Annotated in this window: 16 protein-coding genes and 1 tRNA gene; 10 read left to right on the top strand and 7 right to left on the bottom strand. The window is 74.9% G+C overall.

Features of this window, described 5'->3' with window-relative positions:
- Nucleotides 1–33: 33 nt before the first annotated feature.
- The 3 genes from pth to ACFQH9_RS18040 all read right to left on the bottom strand — a co-directional run bounded on the left by pth (nt 34) and on the right by ACFQH9_RS18040 (nt 2015).
- Nucleotides 34–630, bottom strand: a complete 597-nt coding sequence (gene pth / locus ACFQH9_RS18050; protein WP_379567308.1) for an aminoacyl-tRNA hydrolase — start codon at nt 628–630, stop codon at nt 34–36.
- Between the two features lie 3 nt (nt 631–633).
- Entirely contained in the window at nt 634–1299 is a 666-nt protein-coding gene (locus tag ACFQH9_RS18045) for a 50S ribosomal protein L25/general stress protein Ctc (RefSeq protein WP_379567307.1), read from the bottom strand.
- Between the two features lie 314 nt (nt 1300–1613).
- Nucleotides 1614–2015, bottom strand: coding sequence for a VOC family protein (locus tag ACFQH9_RS18040; protein ID WP_379567306.1), 402 nt, complete (start codon nt 2013–2015; stop codon nt 1614–1616).
- Nucleotides 2016–2088: 73 nt separating this feature from the next.
- Between ACFQH9_RS18040 and ACFQH9_RS18035 the strand changes: the two genes are divergently transcribed.
- Nucleotides 2089–2736 (top strand): PadR family transcriptional regulator, encoded by a 648-nt coding sequence (locus ACFQH9_RS18035; RefSeq protein WP_379567305.1) that lies wholly within the window; start codon nt 2089–2091, stop codon nt 2734–2736.
- Nucleotides 2737–2859: 123 nt separating this feature from the next.
- Here the strand turns inward: ACFQH9_RS18035 and ACFQH9_RS18030 are convergent, their stop codons facing one another.
- Together ACFQH9_RS18030 and glmU are read right to left on the bottom strand one after the other, a co-directional pair.
- Nucleotides 2860–3831 carry a ribose-phosphate diphosphokinase gene (locus ACFQH9_RS18030; protein WP_379567393.1) on the bottom strand — a complete coding sequence of 324 codons (972 nt, stop codon included), beginning with the start codon at nt 3829–3831 and terminating at the stop codon, nt 2860–2862.
- A 5-nt stretch (nt 3832–3836) separates the two neighbouring features.
- Nucleotides 3837–5333, bottom strand: a complete 1497-nt coding sequence (glmU, locus tag ACFQH9_RS18025; protein ID WP_379567304.1) for a bifunctional UDP-N-acetylglucosamine diphosphorylase/glucosamine-1-phosphate N-acetyltransferase GlmU — start codon at nt 5331–5333, stop codon at nt 3837–3839.
- 146 nt (nt 5334–5479) lie between these two features.
- On the opposite strand from glmU, the gene ACFQH9_RS18020 reads away from it, so the two are divergent.
- Nucleotides 5480–5953 carry a L,D-transpeptidase gene (locus ACFQH9_RS18020; RefSeq protein WP_379567303.1) on the top strand — a complete coding sequence of 158 codons (474 nt, stop codon included), beginning with the start codon at nt 5480–5482 and terminating at the stop codon, nt 5951–5953.
- Between the two features lie 114 nt (nt 5954–6067).
- Entirely contained in the window at nt 6068–6505 is a 438-nt protein-coding gene (locus tag ACFQH9_RS18015; protein WP_379567302.1) for an OsmC family peroxiredoxin, read from the top strand.
- Nucleotides 6506–6744: 239 nt separating this feature from the next.
- Here the strand turns inward: ACFQH9_RS18015 and ACFQH9_RS18010 are convergent.
- Nucleotides 6745–6815, bottom strand: a tRNA-Gln gene (locus tag ACFQH9_RS18010).
- A gap of 159 nt (nt 6816–6974) precedes the next feature.
- On the opposite strand from ACFQH9_RS18010, the gene ACFQH9_RS18005 reads away from it, so the two are divergent.
- The 7 genes from ACFQH9_RS18005 (at nt 6975) to ACFQH9_RS17975 (ending at nt 18115) form a co-directional block, all read left to right on the top strand.
- On the top strand, nt 6975–7646 hold the full coding sequence (locus tag ACFQH9_RS18005) for a PIG-L deacetylase family protein (RefSeq protein WP_379567301.1): 672 nt from the start codon (nt 6975–6977) through the stop codon (nt 7644–7646).
- An 11-nt stretch (nt 7647–7657) separates the two neighbouring features.
- Nucleotides 7658–7927, top strand: coding sequence for a DUF2277 domain-containing protein (locus ACFQH9_RS18000; RefSeq protein WP_379567300.1), 270 nt, complete (start codon nt 7658–7660; stop codon nt 7925–7927).
- Between the two features lie 139 nt (nt 7928–8066).
- Nucleotides 8067–11444 (top strand): S41 family peptidase, encoded by a 3378-nt coding sequence (locus tag ACFQH9_RS17995; RefSeq protein WP_379567299.1) that lies wholly within the window; start codon nt 8067–8069, stop codon nt 11442–11444.
- Nucleotides 11445–11601: 157 nt separating this feature from the next.
- Nucleotides 11602–15204, top strand: coding sequence for a transcription-repair coupling factor (gene mfd / locus ACFQH9_RS17990; protein WP_379567298.1), 3603 nt, complete (start codon nt 11602–11604; stop codon nt 15202–15204).
- A gap of 78 nt (nt 15205–15282) precedes the next feature.
- Nucleotides 15283–16392 carry a sensor histidine kinase gene (locus ACFQH9_RS17985; protein ID WP_379567297.1) on the top strand — a complete coding sequence of 370 codons (1110 nt, stop codon included), beginning with the start codon at nt 15283–15285 and terminating at the stop codon, nt 16390–16392.
- Nucleotides 16389–17495 (top strand): hypothetical protein, encoded by a 1107-nt coding sequence (locus tag ACFQH9_RS17980; RefSeq protein ID WP_379567296.1) that lies wholly within the window; start codon nt 16389–16391, stop codon nt 17493–17495. Before ACFQH9_RS17985 ends, ACFQH9_RS17980 begins: the two co-directional genes overlap by 4 nt.
- Nucleotides 17477–18115 (top strand): response regulator, encoded by a 639-nt coding sequence (locus ACFQH9_RS17975; RefSeq protein ID WP_379567295.1) that lies wholly within the window; start codon nt 17477–17479, stop codon nt 18113–18115. Before ACFQH9_RS17980 ends, ACFQH9_RS17975 begins: the two co-directional genes overlap by 19 nt.
- Here ACFQH9_RS17975 and ACFQH9_RS17970 read toward each other — a convergent pair.
- A complete protein-coding gene (locus ACFQH9_RS17970) occupies nt 18112–18840 on the bottom strand; it encodes a VOC family protein (protein ID WP_379567294.1) in 729 nt (242 codons plus the stop codon). The genes ACFQH9_RS17975 and ACFQH9_RS17970 overlap by 4 nt on opposite strands.
- Nucleotides 18841–19038 lie beyond the last annotated feature (198 nt).

Below are 19038 nucleotides of genomic sequence, written 5' to 3'. Positions count from 1 at the left end.
TGCCGCTCGCTCAGCGGGAGCCGGAGCCGTCGCTCAGCCGGAGAGGGCGTGGAAGCGGTTCTGCGCCGGCTCGAGGCCCTGCTCCAGCAGCGCCTCGGCGGCGTCGGCGGCCAGGTCGACCGCGAGGTCGAGCTCCTTGCGCTCGGTCCCGGAGAACCGTTTGAGCACGAAGTCCGCCGGGTCCTGACGGCCGGGCGGGCGGCCGATGCCGAACCGCACCCGCAGGTAGTCCTTGGTGCCGAGCGAGCGGCTGATCGAGCGCAGGCCGTTGTGCCCGCCCTCGCCGCCGCCCCGCTTCAGCCGGATCACCCCGAAGCCGAGGTCGAGGTCGTCGTGCACCACGACGAGCTCCTCGGGCGGGACGGAGAAGTACCGGACCAGCCCGGCGACGGGACCGCCGGACTCGTTCATGTACGTCCGCGGCTTGGCCAGCACGACCTTGCGGCCCGCGAGCCGGCCCTCGGCGATCTCGGCGTTGGACCGCTTGTGCAGCGAGAACCGCGCGCCGGCCCGCCCGGCCAGCAGCTCGACGACGCCGAACCCCACGTTGTGCCGGGTGTCGGCGTAGCCGGGCCCGGGGTTCCCGAGCCCGACCACCAGCGCCGTGCCGGCAGACGGTGCCGGCGCCACCGGTCAGCTCTCGGCGGAGCCGGACTCGCCCTCGGCCGAGGCCTCGGGCTCGTCGGACGGGGTCTCGGGGGCCTCCTCGACCACACCGGCACCCTCGGTGTCCTGGGTGGCCTCCAGGTCCTCGGCGGTCGGTGCGGCGACCACGTTGACGACCAGGGCCTCGGCGTCGGTGCGCAGCTCCGAGCCTTGGGGCAGGGTGACCTGGCCCGCGGCGAACTGGGTGCCGACCTCGGCGCCCTCGATCGAGATCTCGACGTGCTCGGGGATGGTCAGGGCGTCCGCCTCGACCTCGATCGTGTTCAGCTCCTGAGTGACCAGGGTGTCGGGGCCGGCCTCGCCGGTGACGACGACCGGGACCTCGACGACGACCTTCTCGCCCCGCTTCACGACCAGGAGGTCGACGTGCTCGATGTACGGGCGGATCGGGTGGAAGGTGACGGTCTTGGTCAGCGCCAGCTGGCTGGTGCCGGCGACGTCGAGCTCGAGCACGGCGTTGCGGCCCTGCTCGCGGACGACGGCGGCGAACTCCAGCGACGGCAGCGCGAGGTGCTGCGGGTCGGTGCCGTGCCCGTACAGCACGGCCGGGATCTTGCCCGCCTTGCGGGTGCGCCGCGCGGCGCCCTTGCCGAACTCGGTCCGGGTCTCGGCGGCGATCTTGGACTGGGCCACGGTGGGTCTCTCTCCTCGTGCAGCTGATCTCGAGCGCGCGGCGAGGAGGCGGCGGACACGCCGACCCACGTCGATGACGGCGGGCTCGTCGAACGACCCGCCCTCGCCGCGGAACCGTCGACAAGGGTACGCCCGGCCGCTTCGCGGCCCGCCGGAGGGGTCCGCGGAACGCGCCGACACGGCCGCGGCCAGCGCCGGAGGGGAGACGAAACCCATCCCGGCGCCGACGAAGGGATGTCCGAGGCCGAACTCGCGGGTCAGGCGGTGCCGATCGTGTTCCCGTCACAGGTCCGGGTCATGGCCGGTCCTTCGGCTCAGGGGTGGTTCGGCCGGTAGAACATCTCGAGCTGGAAGCGGTCCGGATCCTTGAAGGTCAGGACCGAGCCGTAGACCTCGTCGACGACGGGCGAGTGGGCGACCCCCTTGTCGCGGAACCAGGCCGACCACTCGTCGAGCTCCTCGCGGCTGTCCACCTTGAGCCCCAGGTGGTCGCCACCCGTGCGGGTGGGATCGAACTCCTCGCCCCGGTTGGCGCCGTGCTGCTGCAGACACAGCACCATCCCGTTGCGCGGGTGCACGAGGATCCACTCTTCGTACTCCGCGGTGCGCGACTCCTCGAACTGCTCGAAGCCCAGCACCTCGCGGTACCAGTCCCGGCTCGTGTCCCTGTCGCGGACCGACAGCGACACGTGCGACACCCCGGCGAACTCCGGCACGACACCCTCCCCCCGGCGTCTATACTGACAATGGCAGTATCCGACGGCTGCGGACGAGCGTCAAGGGAGTGGGATGAAGGGCCTGTCGACCACCTCGTACGCGATCCTGGGGCTCCTCGCGATCCGGCCCTGGACGACCTACGAGCTGGCCAAGCAGATGGAGGTCAGCCTGCGGAACTTCTGGCCGCGGGCCGAGCGCCGGCTCTACGAGGAACCCCGGAAGCTCGTCGACCACGGCCTGGCCTCGGTCACCCGGGAGAGGGTCGGCAGCCGGCCGCGCTCGGTCTACCGGATCACCCCGGCGGGCCGGGACGCCCTGCGCGCCTGGCTCGCGGAGCCGGGCGCCCTCGCGTCACTCGAGTTCGAGGCGCTGGTGAAGGTGTTCTTCGCCGAGCAGGGCGGGAAGGACGTCCTGGTCGCCAACCTGCGGCGGGTCCTGGACGGTACGCGCGAGCGGGTGGCGCGGGACGCCGACTGGGCGGACCACTACCTGCGCACCGGCGGCCAGTTCCCGGAGCGCCTCCCCGTCATCAGCCTGGTGGGGGTGCTCCAGGCGGAGCTGAACAGGACCGTCGCGGACTGGGCGAGATGGGCGCTGGACACGATCGACGAATGGCCCGAGGACCTGACCGAGGCGTCGCCGGCGCGGGGCGCCCTGGAACGAGTGCGCCGGCACGGGGAGTTCCAGGGCGAGGAGGGGGCGGACGGGCGCGCCAGGTGACGAGGGGTGCGGCCGGGGCGCCGTCGGTACCCGGCGGCCGTCCGCGTGCGGCGGGAGGGCTGTCGCCCGACGGCGGACGGGCAGGTGCGTGCCCGTCCGCCGCGGACAGCGCGGACGTCGCGGCTAGGCGTTGCCGTCGAACAGGCTGGTGACCGAGCCGTCGTCGAAGACCTGGTGGATCGCCTCGGCCAGCAGCGGGGCGATCGGGAGCACGGTCATGGTGGGGAACCGCTTCTCGTCCGGGATCGGCAGGGTGTCGGTGAAGATCACCTCGCGGGCCCCGCAGGAGGACAGCCGCTCGACGGCCGGCCCGGAGAGCACACCGTGGGTCGCGGCGACGACGACGTCCCGCGCGCCCTCCTTGAGCAGCACCTCGACCGTCTTCGCCACCGTGCCACCGGTGTCGATCATGTCGTCGATGACCACGCAGGTCCGGCCCTGGATCTCGCCGACCACGCGGTTCGCCACGGCCTCGTTGGGCTTGAGCGGGTCGCGGGTCTTGTGGATGAACGCCAGCGGGGTGCCGCCGAGCGAGTCCGCCCACCGCTCCGCCAGCCGCACCCGGCCGGAGTCCGGCGACACGACGGCGAGATCGGCGTCCGAGTAGTGCTGCCGGATGTGCTCGGCGAGCACCGGCAGCGCGAAGAGATGGTCGACCGGGCCGTCGAAGAAGCCCTGGATCTGGGCGGTGTGCAGGTCGACGGTCATGATCCGGTCCGCGCCCGCGGTCTTGAACATGTCCGCGACCAGGCGGGCCGAGATCGGCTCACGGCCGCGGTGCTTCTTGTCCTGCCGCGCGTAGCCCCAGAACGGCATGACCACGGTGATCCGCTTGGCCGAGGCGCGCTTGAGCGCGTCGACCATGATCAGCTGCTCCATGATCGCGTCGTTGATCGGCGCGCTGTGCGCCTGCAGGACGAACGCGTCGCACCCGCGGACGGACTCCTCGAACCGCACGAAGATCTCGCCGTTCGCGAAGGAGTACGCCGACTGCGGCGTGACGGTGACGTCGAGCTCCTTGGCGACCTGCTCGGCCAGCTCCGGGTGCGCCCTTCCCGAGAAGAACATCAGGTTCTTCTTGGGCTGACCCGACATCGCACTCACTGCGCTGTGCCTCCTCGGCCGCTCTCGGCCGCGCCCCGGGCGGCCGTGTCGCTGGCCCGCTCGGCGGCCTCGGCCGCCGGCGAGCCGGGTCGCTTCCGTACGACCCATCCGTCGATGGTGCGCTGTGGCCCGGACGACACCGCCAGCGCCCCCGGGGGAACGTCCTCGCGGACGACCGTGCCGGCGCCCGTGTAGGCGCCGTCGCCGACGGTCACCGGTGCGATGAACATCGTGTCCGACCCGGTCCGCACGTGCGAGCCGATGGTGGTCCGGTGCTTGCCGACGCCGTCGTAGTTGACGAAGACCGACGAGGCGCCGATGTTGCTCTGCTCGCCGATCGTGGCGTCGCCCACGTAGGTGAGGTGCGGCACCTTGGAGCCGCGGCCGATCTCGGCGTTCTTCACCTCGACGAAGGTACCGATCTTGCCGTCGGCGCCGAGCCGGGCACCCGGTCGCAGGTAGGCGAAGGGGCCCACCGAGGCGCCGGGACCGATCCACGACGACGAGCCGTGCGTGCGCACCACCGTGGCGCCCTCGCCGATCTCGACGTCCGTGAGCGTGGTGTCCGGGCCGACCACCGCCGCGTCGCCCACGGTGGTCTGCCCGCGCAGCTGCGTGCCGGGCTCGACGACCACGTCCCGGCCGAGCCGGACCTGGACGTCGACCCAGGTGGTGGCCGGGTCGACGACGGTGACCCCGGCCAGCATCCAGCGCTCGAGCACCCGGCGGTTGAGCTCCGCGCGGACCGCGGCGAGCTGCACGCGGTCGTTGACGCCCGCGACCAGCCAGGGGTCGTCCACGCGCACCGCCTCCACGCGCAGGCCGTCCGCGACCGCGAGCGCCACGAGGTCGGTGAGGTAGAGCTCGCCCTGGGCGTTCTCCGTGTCGAGCCGGCCGAGCCCGGCGGTCAGGAACGCGGCGTCGAAGGCGTACACCCCGGAGTTGATCTCCGTGAGCGCCCGTTGCTCCTCGGTCGCGTCCTTCTGCTCCACGATCCGCAGCACCGAGCCCGTGGCGTCGCGCACGATCCGGCCGTACCCGCTGGGGTCGGCGAGGTCGGTGGTGAGCAGCGTGACCGCGGCGCCGGCGTTCTCGTGCGTGCGCAGGACCTCGGCGAACGTCGTGGCGTCGAGCAGCGGCACGTCCCCGTAGGTCACCAGCACGGTGCCGGTGAGCCCCCCGGGCAGGGCCGCGAGACCGCAGCGCACGGCGTCGCCCGTGCCGTTCTGCTGCTCCTGCACGGCGGGCAGGACCCGGCGCGCCACCTCGTCGCCGATGCGCTCCAGCGCGGCCCCGACCTGCTCGCGGGCGTGCCCCACGACGACGGCGAGGTGCTCGGGCTCGAGCTCGGCGACGGCGTGCACGGCGTGCCCGAGCAGGCTCCGGCCGCCGATCTCGTGCAGCACCTTCGGGGTCGCGGACCGCATCCGGGTCCCCTCTCCCGCGGCCAGCACCACGGCGGCGGCGGGGCGGGCGGAACGGCGGTCGGGCATGGGCGCTCCTCGCGATGGTCGGGTCCCCGATGCGGGGCGAATCCTACGCGGGCCTGTCGGGCCCCTCGTTCCCCTCGTTACCTCCGCCGGCTCCGGTCGTTGTGCTGCTGCCGGGTCGAACGGGATGAAAGGTGCCGAGCGGACACATGGGAAGGCACAGCAGGGCTCGTTCGCCGCGGGTGCGCAGCGCCGTCACCGCCGGGCTGGTCGGGGTCGGGACGCTCGCCGCCGGTCAGGGGCAGGCCGCCGCCGGGGCCCCGCCCGTCGAGGGGACGCCGTGCACGGCCGCGGCGCGCGCGTGCGTGGACCTCGCCGGCAAGAAGGCCTGGCTGATCGACGACGGGCGCGTGGTCCGCGGCCCCGTCGCCACGAGCCCCGGCGGCCCCGGCCACGAGACGCCGCGGGGCGACTTCCGGGTGGAGTGGAAGAACGACACGCACCGCAGCAAGGAGTTCAACGACGCGCCGATGCCCTTCGCGGTGTTCTTCGCCGAGGGCGGGATCGCGTTCCACGAGGGCAACCTGCAGACGCCGTCGGCGGGCTGCGTCCGGCTGGCGAACGAGGACGCCCGCGCCTTCTACGACTTCCTGCAGGTCGGCGACGCCGTCCAGGTGCGCTGAACCCGCCGCTCGTCGTGCCGACCCGACCGGTCGGCGAACCCGGCGCCGAGGGCCGTGTATCCGGCCCCGCGCCGTGGGTTCCTCCGGACGGACGAACGTCGACGGGAGGTCCGAATGCCCACTCGCACCGCACGGACGGCCTGGAACGGGAGCCTCGAGCAGGGTTCCGGCCAGGTCGAGCTGACCAGCAGCAAGGTCGGCACGTACGACGTCAGCTTCCCGAAGCGCGCGGCGGAGGAGGCGGGCGGCACCACCAGCCCCGAGGAGCTCGTCGCGGCGGCCCACTCGGCCTGCTACGCGATGCAGCTCTCGGCGTTGATCGGCCAGGAGGGCGCCACCCCCGAGTCGCTCGACGTGCGGGCCGACGTCTCGCTCGGTCCGGACCAGGGCGGCGGGTTCCGGATCACGGGTATCGCGCTCACCGTCCGCGGTGAGGTCCCGGGCATGGACGCCGCCGCCTTCGAGAAGGCGGCGCAGGCCGCCAAGGACGGCTGCCCGGTCAGCAAGGCGCTGACGGGCACCACGATCACGCTCGACGCCGCGCTGGACTGAGCGCGCCGCCGAGCGGGAGGGACGAGGCATGCGCACGACCACGAGCCCGGGGTGCACGGGGAACGGGCGGCCCCAGCCGCCGACCCTGCCGAAGCCCGCCGCCGGCCGGTAGGCCGCGACGACCGCGAAGGGCGGCCCGCCGCGATCCGGCGGGCCGCCCTTCCGCGTGTCCGGGGCCGGTGGCGCCTCGCCGTGCCCTGCACGCGCCGGGTCGTCCCGCCGAGGGCGCGGGTCCACTGCTCCGCCGCCAGGATTCGAACCTGGACCATCGGAACCAAAATCCGAGGTGCTGCCGTTACACCACGGCGGACAGGCCTTCATCCTGTCACGGGGGTCCGGATCGCCCCGCCCAGGTTCTCGTCGTCCAGGTTGAGGAGAAGGGCACGCGCGCCCTACCGGTCGCGCGTCGCAACGGGGAAGCTGGGAGGACCACCGACCCGAGGCGGAGAACGGAGCGTGGACCGCGCCCATGCTGAGCCTGCTGCCCGAACGTCTGGACAGGATGGTCCTGCTCGGTGCCCACTGCGACGACATCGCGGTCGGAGCCGGCGGCGCCCTGCTGGAGCTGTCCCGGGCACATCCCGGGGTCCACGTCACCGCGCTGGTGCTCACCGGCGGCGGGTCGCTGCGCGAGGAGGAGGAGCGGGCGGCGCTGGCGGCCTTCTGCCCGGGCGCCAAGCTCGAGGTGATCGTGCACGACCTGCCCGACGGCCGGCTGCCGCTCCGGGTCGAGCGCATCACCCAGGCGATGGAGGAGGTGCGGGGCCTGGGCGAACCGGACCTCGTGCTGGGCCCGTCGCCGCACGACCTCCGGCCGGACCACCGTGCCGTCGCGCGGATCGTCCCGACTGTGTTCCGCGATCACCTGGCGCTGGGCTACGAGCTGCTGAAGTGGGAGGGCGACCTGGCCCAGCCGACGGCGTTCCTGCCGCTCGCGGAACCGGTGCTGCGGGAGAAGATCGCGAAGCTGCACGAGCACTACGGCAGCCAGCGCGACCGCACCTGGTTCGACGCCGAGACCTTCGCCGGGCTCGCCCGGGTGCGCGGCGTCCAGTGCCACGCCCGCTACGCCGAGGCCTTCCACACGGGGAAGATCGTGCTCGGGGTGGCTCCCCTGACCGGCGTCGACCCGATCGACTGAAGGAAGAGCGCATGTGCCGCAACATCCGCACCCTGCACAACTTCGAGCCGCCCGCCACCAGCGCGGAGGTGGAGGCCGCCGCGTTGCAGTACGTCCGCAAGATCAGCGGGTCGACGAGGCCGTCGCAGGCCAACCAGGAGGCGTTCGACCGGGCGGTGGCGGAGATCGCGCACGTCACCCGGCACCTGCTCGACGAGCTCGTGACCACGGCCCCGCCGAAGGACCGTGAGGTCGAGGCGGCCAAGGCCCGCGCCCGGGCGCAGGAGCGCTACGCGCGCTGAGCGTCGGGCCACGCGGACCGGACGACGAGGGGCGCCCGTCGGGTGGGGCGGGGACACCCCTGAGCTGCGCCTTCCCGGGCACGTGCCCGCCCGGCCGCCGTCGCACGGTCCTGTCGGACCCGGCGGATACGGTGGCGCCGTGCCCCGCAGTTACCTCCGCTTCCCCCACCTCGCCGGCGACACGGTCGTGTTCGTCGCCGAGGACGACGTCTGGACCGCCCCGCTCGCCGGGGGCCGCGCCACCCGCCTGACCGCCGACGACGTGCCGGCCGCGCGGCCGCGGTTCTCGCCGGACGGCGCGCTGGTGGCCTGGACGTCGTGGAAGGACGGGGCGCCGGAGGTCCGGGTCGCCGACGCGGAGGGCGGCGCGGCCCGCCGGATCACCTTCTGGGGCGACATGCGGACCCGGCTGGCGGGCTGGACCGCCGACGGGCAGGTCCTCGCGGTCTCCGCGATCGGGGAGCACACCGGCGCCAACACCTGGGCCTACGCCGTTCCCGCGGGGGGCGGGCGACCGCGGCGGCTCGACTACGGGCCGGTCTCGGCCGTCGCGCAGGGCGACCCGGGAGTGCTCGTCGGCCGCACGATGGCCAGGGACATGGCCTGGTGGAAGCGCTATCGCGGCGGCACCGCCGGCACGCTGTGGTGGGACCCCGAGGGCCGCGGCGAGTTCCGCCGCATCCTCGCCGGGCTCGCGGGCCAGCTCGACGCGCCGATGCTGGTGGGCGACCGGATCGCCTTCCTCTCCGACCACGAGGGCTGGGGCAACCTCTACTCGGTCGACCGCGCCACGCTCGGGGACCTGCGCCGGCACACCGACCACGGCAGCGAGGGCTCCCCGGCCTTCTACGCCCGGCACGCGGCCACGGACGGCACGCGGGTGGTCTACGAGTCCGCGGGCGAGCTGTACCTGCTCGAGTCGCCCGAGGCCGAGCCGCAGCGCATCCCCGTGCGCCTCGGCGGCCCGCGGACCAACCGGGAGCCGCACCGCATCACCACCGCCCGCTGGGTCGGCGGCGCGTACCCGGACCGGACGGGGCGCGCGAGCGTCGTCGGCGTCCGCGGCACGGTGCACCGCCTCACGCACCGGGACGGCCCGGCACGCACGCTGCTCGCCGAGCCCGGCGTGCGCGCGCGGATGGCCCAGCCCCTCGGCGAGGACCGCGCGATCTGGGTCGACGACGCCACCGGCGAGGACGCCGTCGCGATCTCGCCGCTGGACCCGCACGCCGACGGTGCCGCCGAGCTCGTCCGGTACGGCTCCGGCGAGCTCGGTCGGGTGCTGGAGCTGGAGCCCTCCCCGGACGGCGCGCTGGCCGCGCTCGCCACCCACGACGGCCGGCTGCTCCTGCTCGACACCGCCACCGGCGCCCTGCGCGAACCGGCCCGCGGCGCGGCGGGGGAGATCGCCGGGCTGACCTTCTCGCCGGACAGCCGCTGGCTGGCCTACGAGGACCCGGTGGAGCCCGAGCTGAGCCGGATCATGCTGGTGCAGCTCGCGCACGACGATCACCCGGACACGCTCGTCGCGGTCACCGAGCCGCGGTTCGTCGACACCGACCCGGTGTTCACCGGGGACGGGAAGTACCTGGCGTTCCTGTCGCGGCGCAGCTTCGACCCGATCTACGACGAGCACTCCTTCGACCTGACCTTCCCGGCCTCCTGGCGCCCGTTCCTGGTGCCGCTGGCCGCGCGCACGCCGTCGCCCTTCGGGGCGGGGCCCGACGGCCGCCCGGTGTCGGCGGCCGACGAGGAGCCGGAGGACCTCCCGGCCCCGGAGAGCAGCGACGAGGCCGAGGCCGCCGAGAAGGCCGCCGAGAAGGCCGCCGGGAAGGCGCTCGAGCAGGCCGCCGAGGAGGGGGCGGAGAACGCGCCGAAGGGTACGAAGAAGGAGGACGCCCCGCCGGAGACGGTGGTCGACGTCGAGGGCCTGACCTCGCGCGTCGTCCCGATCCCGGTCCCGGAGGGCCGCTACCGCGCGCTCGGCGCCGCCAAGGACTGCCTGCTGTGGCTGTGGGTGCCGGTCACCGGCGTGCTCGGCGAGGGCCGGCACGGCGGCGAAGAGCCGCGCCCGGTCCTGGAGCGCTACGACCTCAAGCGGCGCAAGGTGGACACCATCGCCGACCCGGCGGACGGCTACGCGGTCAGCGGGGACGGCAACCGCCTCGTCGTGCGGGAGGGCCGCACGCTGCGGGTGCTGCGCCCGGACCGGTCGGGGTCGTCGGCGCCGTCGGAGGGCGACGCGGACGAGTTCGAGATCGACGTCCGGCGGATCTCGGTGACGATCGACCCGGCCGCCGAGTGGCGCCAGATGTTCGACGAGGCGGGCCGGCTGATGCGGGACCACTTCTGGATCGAGGACATGGCCGGCGTCGACTGGGCGGCCGAGCTGGAGCGGTACCGGCCGCTGGTCGACGCGGTGGGCAGCGCGGACGACCTGGTCGACCTGCTCTACGAGGTGCAGGGCGAGCTGGGCTCGTCGCACGCCTACGTCGTCGGGCGGGGCGCGGGCGGGGACCGGACGGGGCGGCCCGGCCTGCTGGGTGCGGACCTCGAGCCGGACGGGAACGGCGGCTGGCGGATCGCCCGCGTGCTCCCGCCCGAGACCTCGGCGCCCAGCGCGCGCAGCCCGCTGTCCGACCCGGGCGTCGACGTCCGGGCCGGGGACGTGCTGCTCGAGGTGGGCGGCCGGCCGGTCGACCCGGAGCTCGGCCCGGCACCGCTGCTCGTGGGCACCGCGGGCACGTTGACCGAGCTGACCGTCCGCACCGCCGCCGGCGAGCTCCGGCGGGTGGTCGTGATGCCGCTGAGCAGCGAGCTCGACCTGCGTTACCACGACTGGGTCGCCGGCCGCCGGGCGTTCGTGGCGGACCGGTCCGAGGGCCGGCTCGGCTACCTGCACGTGCCGGACATGGTCGCGTCGGGCTGGGCGCAGCTGCACCGCGACTTCGCCCGGGAGGCCCGGCGGGACGGGCTGGTGCTCGACGTCCGCGGCAACTCCGGCGGCCACACCTCCCAGCTGGTGATCGAGAAGCTGGCGCGCAAGGTGATCGGCTGGGACGTCGTGCGGCACCGCGCGCCCGCCACCTACCCGGAGGGGGCGCCCCGCGGGCCGCTCGTCGCGGTCGTCGACGAGCACGCGGGTTCGGACGGCGACATCGTGACGGCCGCGTTCAAGCGGATGGGCCTGGGTCCGGTCGTCGGCGTCCGGACCTGGGGCGGCGTGATCGGCATCGACAGCCGGTACTCGCTGGTCGACGGCACCCGCGTCACCCAGCCCCGGTACTCGTTCTGGTTCGACGACCTGCACTGGTCGGTGGAGAACCACGGCGTGGACCCGGACGTCGAGGTGGTCGTGACGCCCCAGGACTGGGTGGCGGGCCGGGACCCGCAGCTGGAGACGGCGGTGCGGATCGCGCTGGAGGCGTTGGAGACCACCCCGCCGGTGGGCCCGCCGGATCCCTCGACCCGCCCGAGCCGGGCCAAGCCGGCCCTGCCGCCACGCCCCGGGACGTGAACGGACGGCGCTCCCGCTCCNGATGTGAGCGAGAGCCCCGTCCGCTCGTCCGCGGACGGGGTCCGGGAGACGGGTCGGCGGGAAGAAGACGGGCGGGCGTATCGTCGGAATCAACAACCCCCGTCCGGGCACCCGACCCGGGCAGGGGTCTGTCCGCATGCTCTCGAGGAGTCCCGTGGCCGCACCCCTGTCCGGTCTGCTCACCGCCGCCCTCTCCGACCCCGGCCTGCGCGCGGTGCTCGACGCCGCCCGCGCGGTCGACCCGCGCACGGCCGACACCCCGGCCGTCCGCGCGGAGGGGCCGAGCGCGCTGCGGCCGTTCCTGGCCGCCGGGCTGGCCGAGGAGGGCACGGTCCTGGCCGTGACCGCCACCGACCGCGAGGCCGAGGAGCTGGCCGCCGCCGCGACCGAGCTGATCGACCCGGCCGCGGTGGCGGTGCTGCCGAGCTGGGAGACGCTGCCGCACGAGCGGCTCTCGCCGCGCCCCGACACCGTCGGGCGCCGGCTCACCCTGTTCCGCGCGCTGGGCTCCGCCGCGCCGCCGCGGCTCGTCGCCACCGCCGCGCGCAGCCTGATCCAGCCGGTCGCGCCCGGGCTGGGCACGCTCGACCCGATCACGCTGCGCGTCGGCGTCGAGTACGAGTTCGAGCAGCTGCTGGAGCGGCTGGTCGAGCTGGCGTACACGCGGGTCGAGATGGTCACCGCGCGCGGCGAGTTCGCCGTCCGCGGCGGCATCCTCGATCTCTTCGTGCCGACCGCCGACCACCCGGTCCGCATCGAGTTCTGGGGCGACGAGGTCTCGGAGCTGCGCGCCTTCTCGGTCGCCGACCAGCGCTCGATGGAGGAGCCGGCGGTCACCGAGGTCGTCGCGCCCGCCTGCCGCGAGCTGCTGCTCACCGGCCCGGTCCGCGAGAAGGCCGCCGCGCTCGCCCGCGAGCACGAGAACAACCCGCAGCTGCGCGAGCTGCTCGAGCACCTCGCCCAGGGCATCCCGGCCGAGGGCATGGAGTCGCTGATCCCCGCCCTCGTCGGCGCAGCCGACCATGAGCACGGTGGCGGGGAGCTGCAGCTGCTCACGGACCTGCTGCCCGCGCACTCCCGGGTGCTGATCGCCGACCCCGAGCGCATCCGCACGCGGGCCGCGGACCTCGTCCGCACCGGACAGGAGTTCCTGGAGGCCTCCTGGCTGGCCGCGGGCACCGGCGGCACCGCCCCGATCGACGTCGGCGCCTCGGCCTACCGCGACCTCACCGGGGTCCTGGAGCACGCCACCGCCACCGGCCGGCCCGTCGTCAGCCTGTCCCCGCTGCTCTCCGGGGCCGACGACGCCGTGGTCCCGGGCATGCACGAGATCGAGTCCTATCGGGGCGACACCGACCGCGCGCTCGTCGACCTGCGCGGCCACACCGCCGCCGGTGGCGCCGCGGTGCTCGTCGTGGCCGGGCAGGGCACCGCGCAGCGCACCCTGGAGCAGCTCGGCGAGGCCGAGGTGCCGGCGACGCTGCTCGAGGACCTGACCGAGGCCCCGGAGAAGGGCCTGGTCACGGTCACCTGCGGGCGGATCTCCGACGGCTTCACCGCGCCGGAGATCGGCCTGGTGCTGCTGTCCGAGGCGGACCTGACCGGCACCCGCGCCGGCCTGGACACGACGACGCGGAAGATGCCCGCCCGCCGGCGCGACGCCGTGGACCTCGCCGCGCTGCAGCCCGGCGACTACGTGGTGCACAACCAGCACGGCATCGGCCGGTTCGTCGAGATGCGCGAGCGCACCGTGCAGGGCGCCACGCGCGAGTACCTGGTGCTGGAGTACGCCTCCAGCAAGCGCGGCCAGCCCGCGGACCGGCTGTTCGTGCCGACGGACGCGCTCGACGAGATCAGCCGGTACGTCGGTGGCGAGCAGCCCTCGCTGAACAAGCTCGGCGGCGCGGACTGGGCCAAGACCAAGGGCCGCGCCCGCAAGGCCGTCCGGGACATCGCGGCCGGCCTCGTGCAGCTCTACGCGGCGCGGCAGTCGTCGCCCGGGCACGCCTTCGCGCCCGACACGCCCTGGCAGCGCGAGCTCGAGGACGCCTTCCCGTACACCGAGACGCCGGACCAGCTCGCGGCGATCGACGAGGTCAAGCGGGACATGGAGCGCCCCGTGCCGATGGACCGGGTGATCTCCGGCGACGTCGGCTTCGGCAAGACCGAGATCGCCGTCCGGGCGGCGTTCAAGGCGGTGCAGGACGGCAAGCAGGTCGCCGTGCTGGTGCCGACCACGCTGCTGGCGACCCAGCACCTGCAGACCTTCTCCGACCGCATGCGCGCCTTCCCGGTCACCGTGAAGGGCCTGTCCCGGTTCACCGACCCGGGCGAGGCCAAGGAGACGATCGAGGGGCTGGCCGCGGGGACCGTCGACGTCGTCGTCGGGACGCACCGGCTGCTGCAGACCGGGGTCCGCTGGAAGGACCTCGGCCTCGTGATCGTCGACGAGGAGCAGCGATTCGGCGTGGAGCACAAGGAGCACATCACCGCGCTGCGCACCCACGTCGACGTGCTCACCCTGTCCGCGACCCCGATCCCGCGCACGCTGGAGATGAGCCTCGCCGGCATCCGCGAGATGTCCACGATCACCACCCCGCCGGAGGACCGGCACCCCACGCTGACCTACGTCGGCGCCCACGACGACAAGCAGGTCGCCGCCGCGATCCGGCGCGAGCTGCTGCGCGACGGCCAGGTCTTCTACGTGCACAACCGGGTCACCTCGATCGACCGGGCGGCGAAGCGGATCCAGGAGCTCGTGCCCGAGGCGCGGATCGGCGTCGCGCACGGGCAGATGAACGAGGACGTGCTCGAGCGGACCGTCAACGCGTTCTGGCACCGGGAGTTCGACGTCCTGGTCTGCACGACGATCGTCGAGAACGGCCTGGACATCTCCAACGCCAACACGCTGATCGTCGAGCGGTCGGACACGCTGGGCCTGTCCCAGCTGCACCAGCTGCGCGGGCGCGTCGGGCGTGGGCGCGAGCGCGGGTACGCGTACTTCCTGTTCCCGCCGGAGCACCCGCTCACCGAGACCGCGCACGACCGGCTGGCCACGATCGCCCAGCACTCCGAGCTGGGCTCGGGCGCGGCCGTCGCGATGAAGGACCTGGAGATCCGCGGCGCGGGCAACATCCTCGGTGCGGAGCAGTCCGGGCACATCGCCGGCGTCGGCTTCGACCTGTACATCCGGCTGGTCGGGGAGGCCGTCGCGGCCTTCCGGAAGCAGGCCGGCAGCGAGGGCGGCGAGGAGCCGGAGCCGCTGGCCGAGGTGCGGGTCGACCTGCCGGTCGACGCGCACGTCCCGCACGACTACGTCGACGGTGAGCGGCTGCGCCTGGAGGCCTACCGCAAGATCGCCGAGGCGGTGGACGAGGCGGGCCTGGCGGCGATCGTCGAGGAGCTGAGGGACCGCTACGGCGAGCCGCCGCAGCCGGTGCTCAACCTGCTCGCGGTCGCACGCTTCCGGCAGCTGTGCCGCGAGCTGGGCATCGCCGAGGTGGCCGTCGCGGGGACCCAGATCCGGATCGGCCCGGTCGAGCTGGCCGAGTCGAGGCAGATGCGGTTCAAGCGGATGCACCCCAAGGGGCAGTACAAGCCGGCGGCGCGGCTCGTCACCGTGCCCAAGCCGGCCGCGGGCAACCGGATCGGCGGGGCGCCGCTGCGCGACATCGAGCTGCTGGACTGGCTGACCGCCCTGGTCAAGGAGCTGGCCGCGCCGGTCCCGGTGAACGCCTGAGGGAACGCTCGACAGTCGTCCGACCCCTGAGCAGCGGGATGTAACGGCGTGGTCGCGCGCTGCGACCAGCCTCCCGACATGTCGACCGCGGCCCTCCTCGACCGGTTCGCCCTGCGCTACGCGGCGGGCGCCCGGGCCCTCGTGGGGATGCTGACGGCGGTGGCCGCGCCGTTCGCCGACCCGCCGGCCGGGCCGGTGGTCACCGGCGCGGTCGCGGCCGCGCTGTTCGGGTGGAGCGTCGCCTACCTGTTCCTGATGCGCACCCGGCCGCGGACCTGGGTGTGGGTCGCCGACGTCGCGGCCATGTGCGCGCTGTGCCTGGCGCAGCCGCTGGTCGTGGACCCGGTGCTGCTCCTGCACATGCTGGGGTGGGTGTCGCCGGTCGCGTCGGTCGCGGTCGTGGCGCTGCAGTGGCACGTGCGGCCGCGGCCGGGTGCGGTCGCGGCACTCGCGGTGTGCGTGGCCTTCGTGGCCGGGGCCGCCCTCGCGCCCGGGATCACCCTGGCCCAGGGGCTGGCCGTCGGCGGGATCTGGACCGCCGTCGAGGCCGCGCTGTCCCGGCTGGTGTGGCGGCTCGTGCACCGCGGCGGCGAACTGGCCGACGAACGGATGGCGTGCCGGTTCGCGGCCCAGCGCGAGGCCGAGCTGGCCCGGGCGCGGCGGGCGGAGCAGCGCGCGCACTGGGCGACGGTCCACGACACCGCCGCCAGCACGCTGCTCATGGTCGGACTGGGCGGGGTCGGCGGCCGGGAACCGTGGCTGCGCGAGCAGGTGGCCCGGGACGTCGCGGCGCTGGACGGCGCCCCCACGCCCGGCGGGTGCCTGCAGGACGTGGTCCGGCGGATCGCGGAGGCCGCGCGGATCCCCGTGGACCTCGGCTCCGACGGCGACCTGTGGCTGCCGGGCGACGCGGCGGGCGCGCTGGGCGGTGCCCTGGCCGAGGCCCTGGAGAACGTCGCCCGGCACGCGGGCACCGGGCGCGCCCGGGTCGCCGCCGTCGTCGACGCGGGCCGGGCCCGGGTGACCGTGGGCGACGACGGGTGCGGGTTCGACCCGGCGCGGGTGTCCGCCGGTCGGTTCGGGCTGGCCCTGTCGGTGACCGAGCGGATGGCGGGGGCCGGCGGCCGGGCCGTCGTCACCTCGGCGCCGGGGAGGGGCACAGCGGTGCGGCTGGAGTGGCCCCGGTGAGCGCCGACCTCGACGGCGAGTTGTCCGCCCGGCTGCTCCGCGGCCTGCGCATCGCCCAGACCGTGATCACGCTGGTGATCCTCTTCGGGCTGAACCTGCCGAACCTGCTCGCCGGCGCGGCGGCATACCACCCGGCGTGGGTGGCGCCCGTCGGCTGGGCCGTGCTCGTCGCCGTCGCGGTCGTCGACGCCGTGCTCGTGGCCCGGCACCGCTTCTGGGGGCGGGCGCGGCCGCCGGTGGCCCTGGGCGTGCTCGCGCTCGCGGTCCTGATGCCGCTGGCCCTCGATCCCGCGCAGCTTGGCGGCCCGCCGCACCTGACCCTCGGCGTGGTCGGCTGGATCTGGGTGCTGCTGTTCGCCGGCGCCCGGCTGCGCGGGCTCGTCGCGCTGATCCTGGCGCACCTGCTGATCGTGCTCGGCCTGCTCGTCGCGACGGGCCGGACCGACCGCGTCACGCTGGTCGCGTTCGGGATCTCGGCGGTGGGCGTCACCTCCTTCCAGCTGGCCATCGCGCTCGCCGGGTCCGCGCTGCGCCCGGTCGCCCGGCAAGCGGTGGAGGCCGCCGAGTCGGAGGCGCGGGCCCGCACGGCCGAGGCGGTCGCGCGCGCGGTGCACGCGGACCGGGAGGCCCGGTACGCGGAGCTGCGGGCGGTGGCGCTCCCGCTGCTGCGGGGGATCGGCGACGGCACGCTGGCCCCGTCCGACGCCGAGGTGCAGCAGGCGGCGGCCCGCGCGGCAGCGCGACTGCGCCGGATGTTCGCCGAGGAGGGCGACGCCGACGACGCCCTGGCCGCCGAGCTCGCCGCGTTGATCGACATCGCGGAGCGGCGCGGCGTGGTGGTCCGGTACTCGGAGCGGGGACCGCGGCCCGTCCCGCCCCCCGACGCCGCCGGGGCACTGCTCGTCTCGGCGGAGGCGGCCCTGCACGCCGCCCGGGCGGCGGCGCGGGTCACCCTCGCCGGCGTCGGCGGGGCGGTGGTGGTCGGGGTGGTGACGGACGGCGCTGCGCGGGTACCGCTGCCGGACGTCGCGGACGTGGGTACGAGCACCGTCGAGGCCGGGGGTGCGACATGGGTGGAGGCGAGATGGGCCCCTCGATCGTGATCGTCGACGATCACCCGGCGATCGTCGACGGTGTGCGGTCCTGGTGCGCCCGCGCCGACCCGGAGATCCGGGTGCTGGCCTCCGGGCCGCGGGTCGAGGTGGCGCTCGACGAGCCGGAGGCCGAGGCCGTGGTGTTCGACCTGCAGCTCGCGCCCGGTGCGCCCGCGTTCGGCGACCTGACCCGGCTCGTCGACGCCGGCCGCCGCGTCGTCGTCTACTCGCAGCACGCCGACAGCGACACCGCCCTGCGCTGCCTGGAGCTCGGCGCGGCGACCTACCTGACCAAGGCCGAGGGGCCGGAGCACCTGATCCCGGCGCTGTACGCGGTGGTCGAGGACCGGCCGTACACGCCGCCGGTGCTGGGCGGGGCGATGGCCGCGGACCGCCGGCCGGGTCGTCCGGTGCTGTCGGAGCGCGAGCGCGAGGTCCTGCTGGCCTGGTTCGAGAGCGACTCCAAGCAGCTGGTGGCCGAGCGCTTCCACCTGTCGGTGAAGACCGTGGACACCTACATCGGCCGGGTGCGGATTAAGTACGCCGATGCCGGCCGTCCGGCCACCACCAAGGCCGCGCTGGTCGCCCGCGCCCTGCAGGACGGGCTGATCGACCTCGCCGGTCTCTAGCCGGTGACCCCCGGCCGGAGGACGCAGAACTCGCCGCCCCACGGGTCCGCCAGGACGACCCAGGAGACCTCCGGCCCCTGACCGACGTCCGCCCGGGTCGCGCCGCGCGTCTCCAGCTCCGCCACCGCCGCGGCCTGGTCGCCGACCGGGTCGACGTCGAGGTGCACCCGGTCCTTCCCCGTCTTCGGCGCCGTCGCGGGCAGGAACTCCACCCACGGCAGGCCGGGCGGCGGGCGCAGGCCGGCCACGGTGCCGTCGTCGCGGCCGACGGGCAGGCCGACCGCCGCGGACCAGAACGCCGCGGCCGCCGAGGGCTCCGGCACGTCGACGACGATCGCGGCCACCGCGCCCGCGTCGGCGTACTCCGGACGGGGCTCGAGCACGCAGAACTCGTTGCCCTCGGGATCGGCGAGCACCACCCACGGGACCGCGTGCTGGCCGACGTCGGCGGGCCGGGCACCCAGCCGCACCGCCCGTTCGACCAGCTCCAGCTGGTGCCCCGGCGACGTGCTCGCGAGATCGAGGTGGATCCGGTTCTTCCCGCGCCGCGGCTGCGCGCCCGTCCCGAAGACCAGGTCGAAGATCCACGGGGCGTGCGGGGAGCGGACGTCCACCTCGTCGTCCGTCTCCTGCGCGACCGGCCAGTCCAGCAGCTCGGCCCAGAACCGGGCCAGGCGCCGCGGATCCTCGCCGTCGATCACGACGTTGGCCAGCCGGTGCGTCATCGCCGCAGCGTACGGGCCGGATCGGCGCGCTGCAGGGAACGCCGCGGGCCCGGCACCTGCGGGGCGGTGGACCGCAGGCACCGGGCGGCTACGACGGTAGGCGAGGGGCGGTACGGGGCGGGTCCGGCGATCACCCGACACCGGTCCGGGTGCTGGTCACACCGTGTGCTAACGCGGGCCGGAGGCCGGTCGAGTGCG

The organism is Pseudonocardia lutea (assembly GCF_042658055.1).
Taxonomy (GTDB): domain Bacteria; phylum Actinomycetota; class Actinomycetes; order Mycobacteriales; family Pseudonocardiaceae; genus Pseudonocardia; species Pseudonocardia lutea.
The sequence above is the reverse complement of the archived record's forward strand: the minus strand, read 5'-3'. Positions and strand labels throughout refer to the sequence as shown.

What these genes read in the sequence shown, in the direction of transcription:
- ACFQH9_RS18015 (WP_379567302.1), top strand. Translation starts at nt 6,068, where the DNA reads ATGCCCACTCGCACCGCACGGACGGCCTGGAACGGGAGCCTCGAGCAG.
- ACFQH9_RS17970 (WP_379567294.1), bottom strand. Translation starts at nt 18,840, where the DNA reads ATGACGCACCGGCTGGCCAACGTCGTGATCGACGGCGAGGATCCGCGG.
- ACFQH9_RS18030 (WP_379567393.1), bottom strand. Translation starts at nt 3,831, where the DNA reads ATGTCGGGTCAGCCCAAGAAGAACCTGATGTTCTTCTCGGGAAGGGCG.
- ACFQH9_RS18020 (WP_379567303.1), top strand. Translation starts at nt 5,480, where the DNA reads ATGGGAAGGCACAGCAGGGCTCGTTCGCCGCGGGTGCGCAGCGCCGTC.
- mfd (WP_379567298.1), top strand. Translation starts at nt 11,602, where the DNA reads ATGCTCTCGAGGAGTCCCGTGGCCGCACCCCTGTCCGGTCTGCTCACC.
- ACFQH9_RS18000 (WP_379567300.1), top strand. Translation starts at nt 7,658, where the DNA reads ATGTGCCGCAACATCCGCACCCTGCACAACTTCGAGCCGCCCGCCACC.
- ACFQH9_RS18005 (WP_379567301.1), top strand. Translation starts at nt 6,975, where the DNA reads ATGCTGAGCCTGCTGCCCGAACGTCTGGACAGGATGGTCCTGCTCGGT.
- ACFQH9_RS17985 (WP_379567297.1), top strand. Translation starts at nt 15,283, where the DNA reads ATGTCGACCGCGGCCCTCCTCGACCGGTTCGCCCTGCGCTACGCGGCG.
- ACFQH9_RS17975 (WP_379567295.1), top strand. Translation starts at nt 17,477, where the DNA reads ATGGGCCCCTCGATCGTGATCGTCGACGATCACCCGGCGATCGTCGAC.
- glmU (WP_379567304.1), bottom strand. Translation starts at nt 5,333, where the DNA reads ATGCCCGACCGCCGTTCCGCCCGCCCCGCCGCCGCCGTGGTGCTGGCC.
- ACFQH9_RS18035 (WP_379567305.1), top strand. Translation starts at nt 2,089, where the DNA reads ATGAAGGGCCTGTCGACCACCTCGTACGCGATCCTGGGGCTCCTCGCG.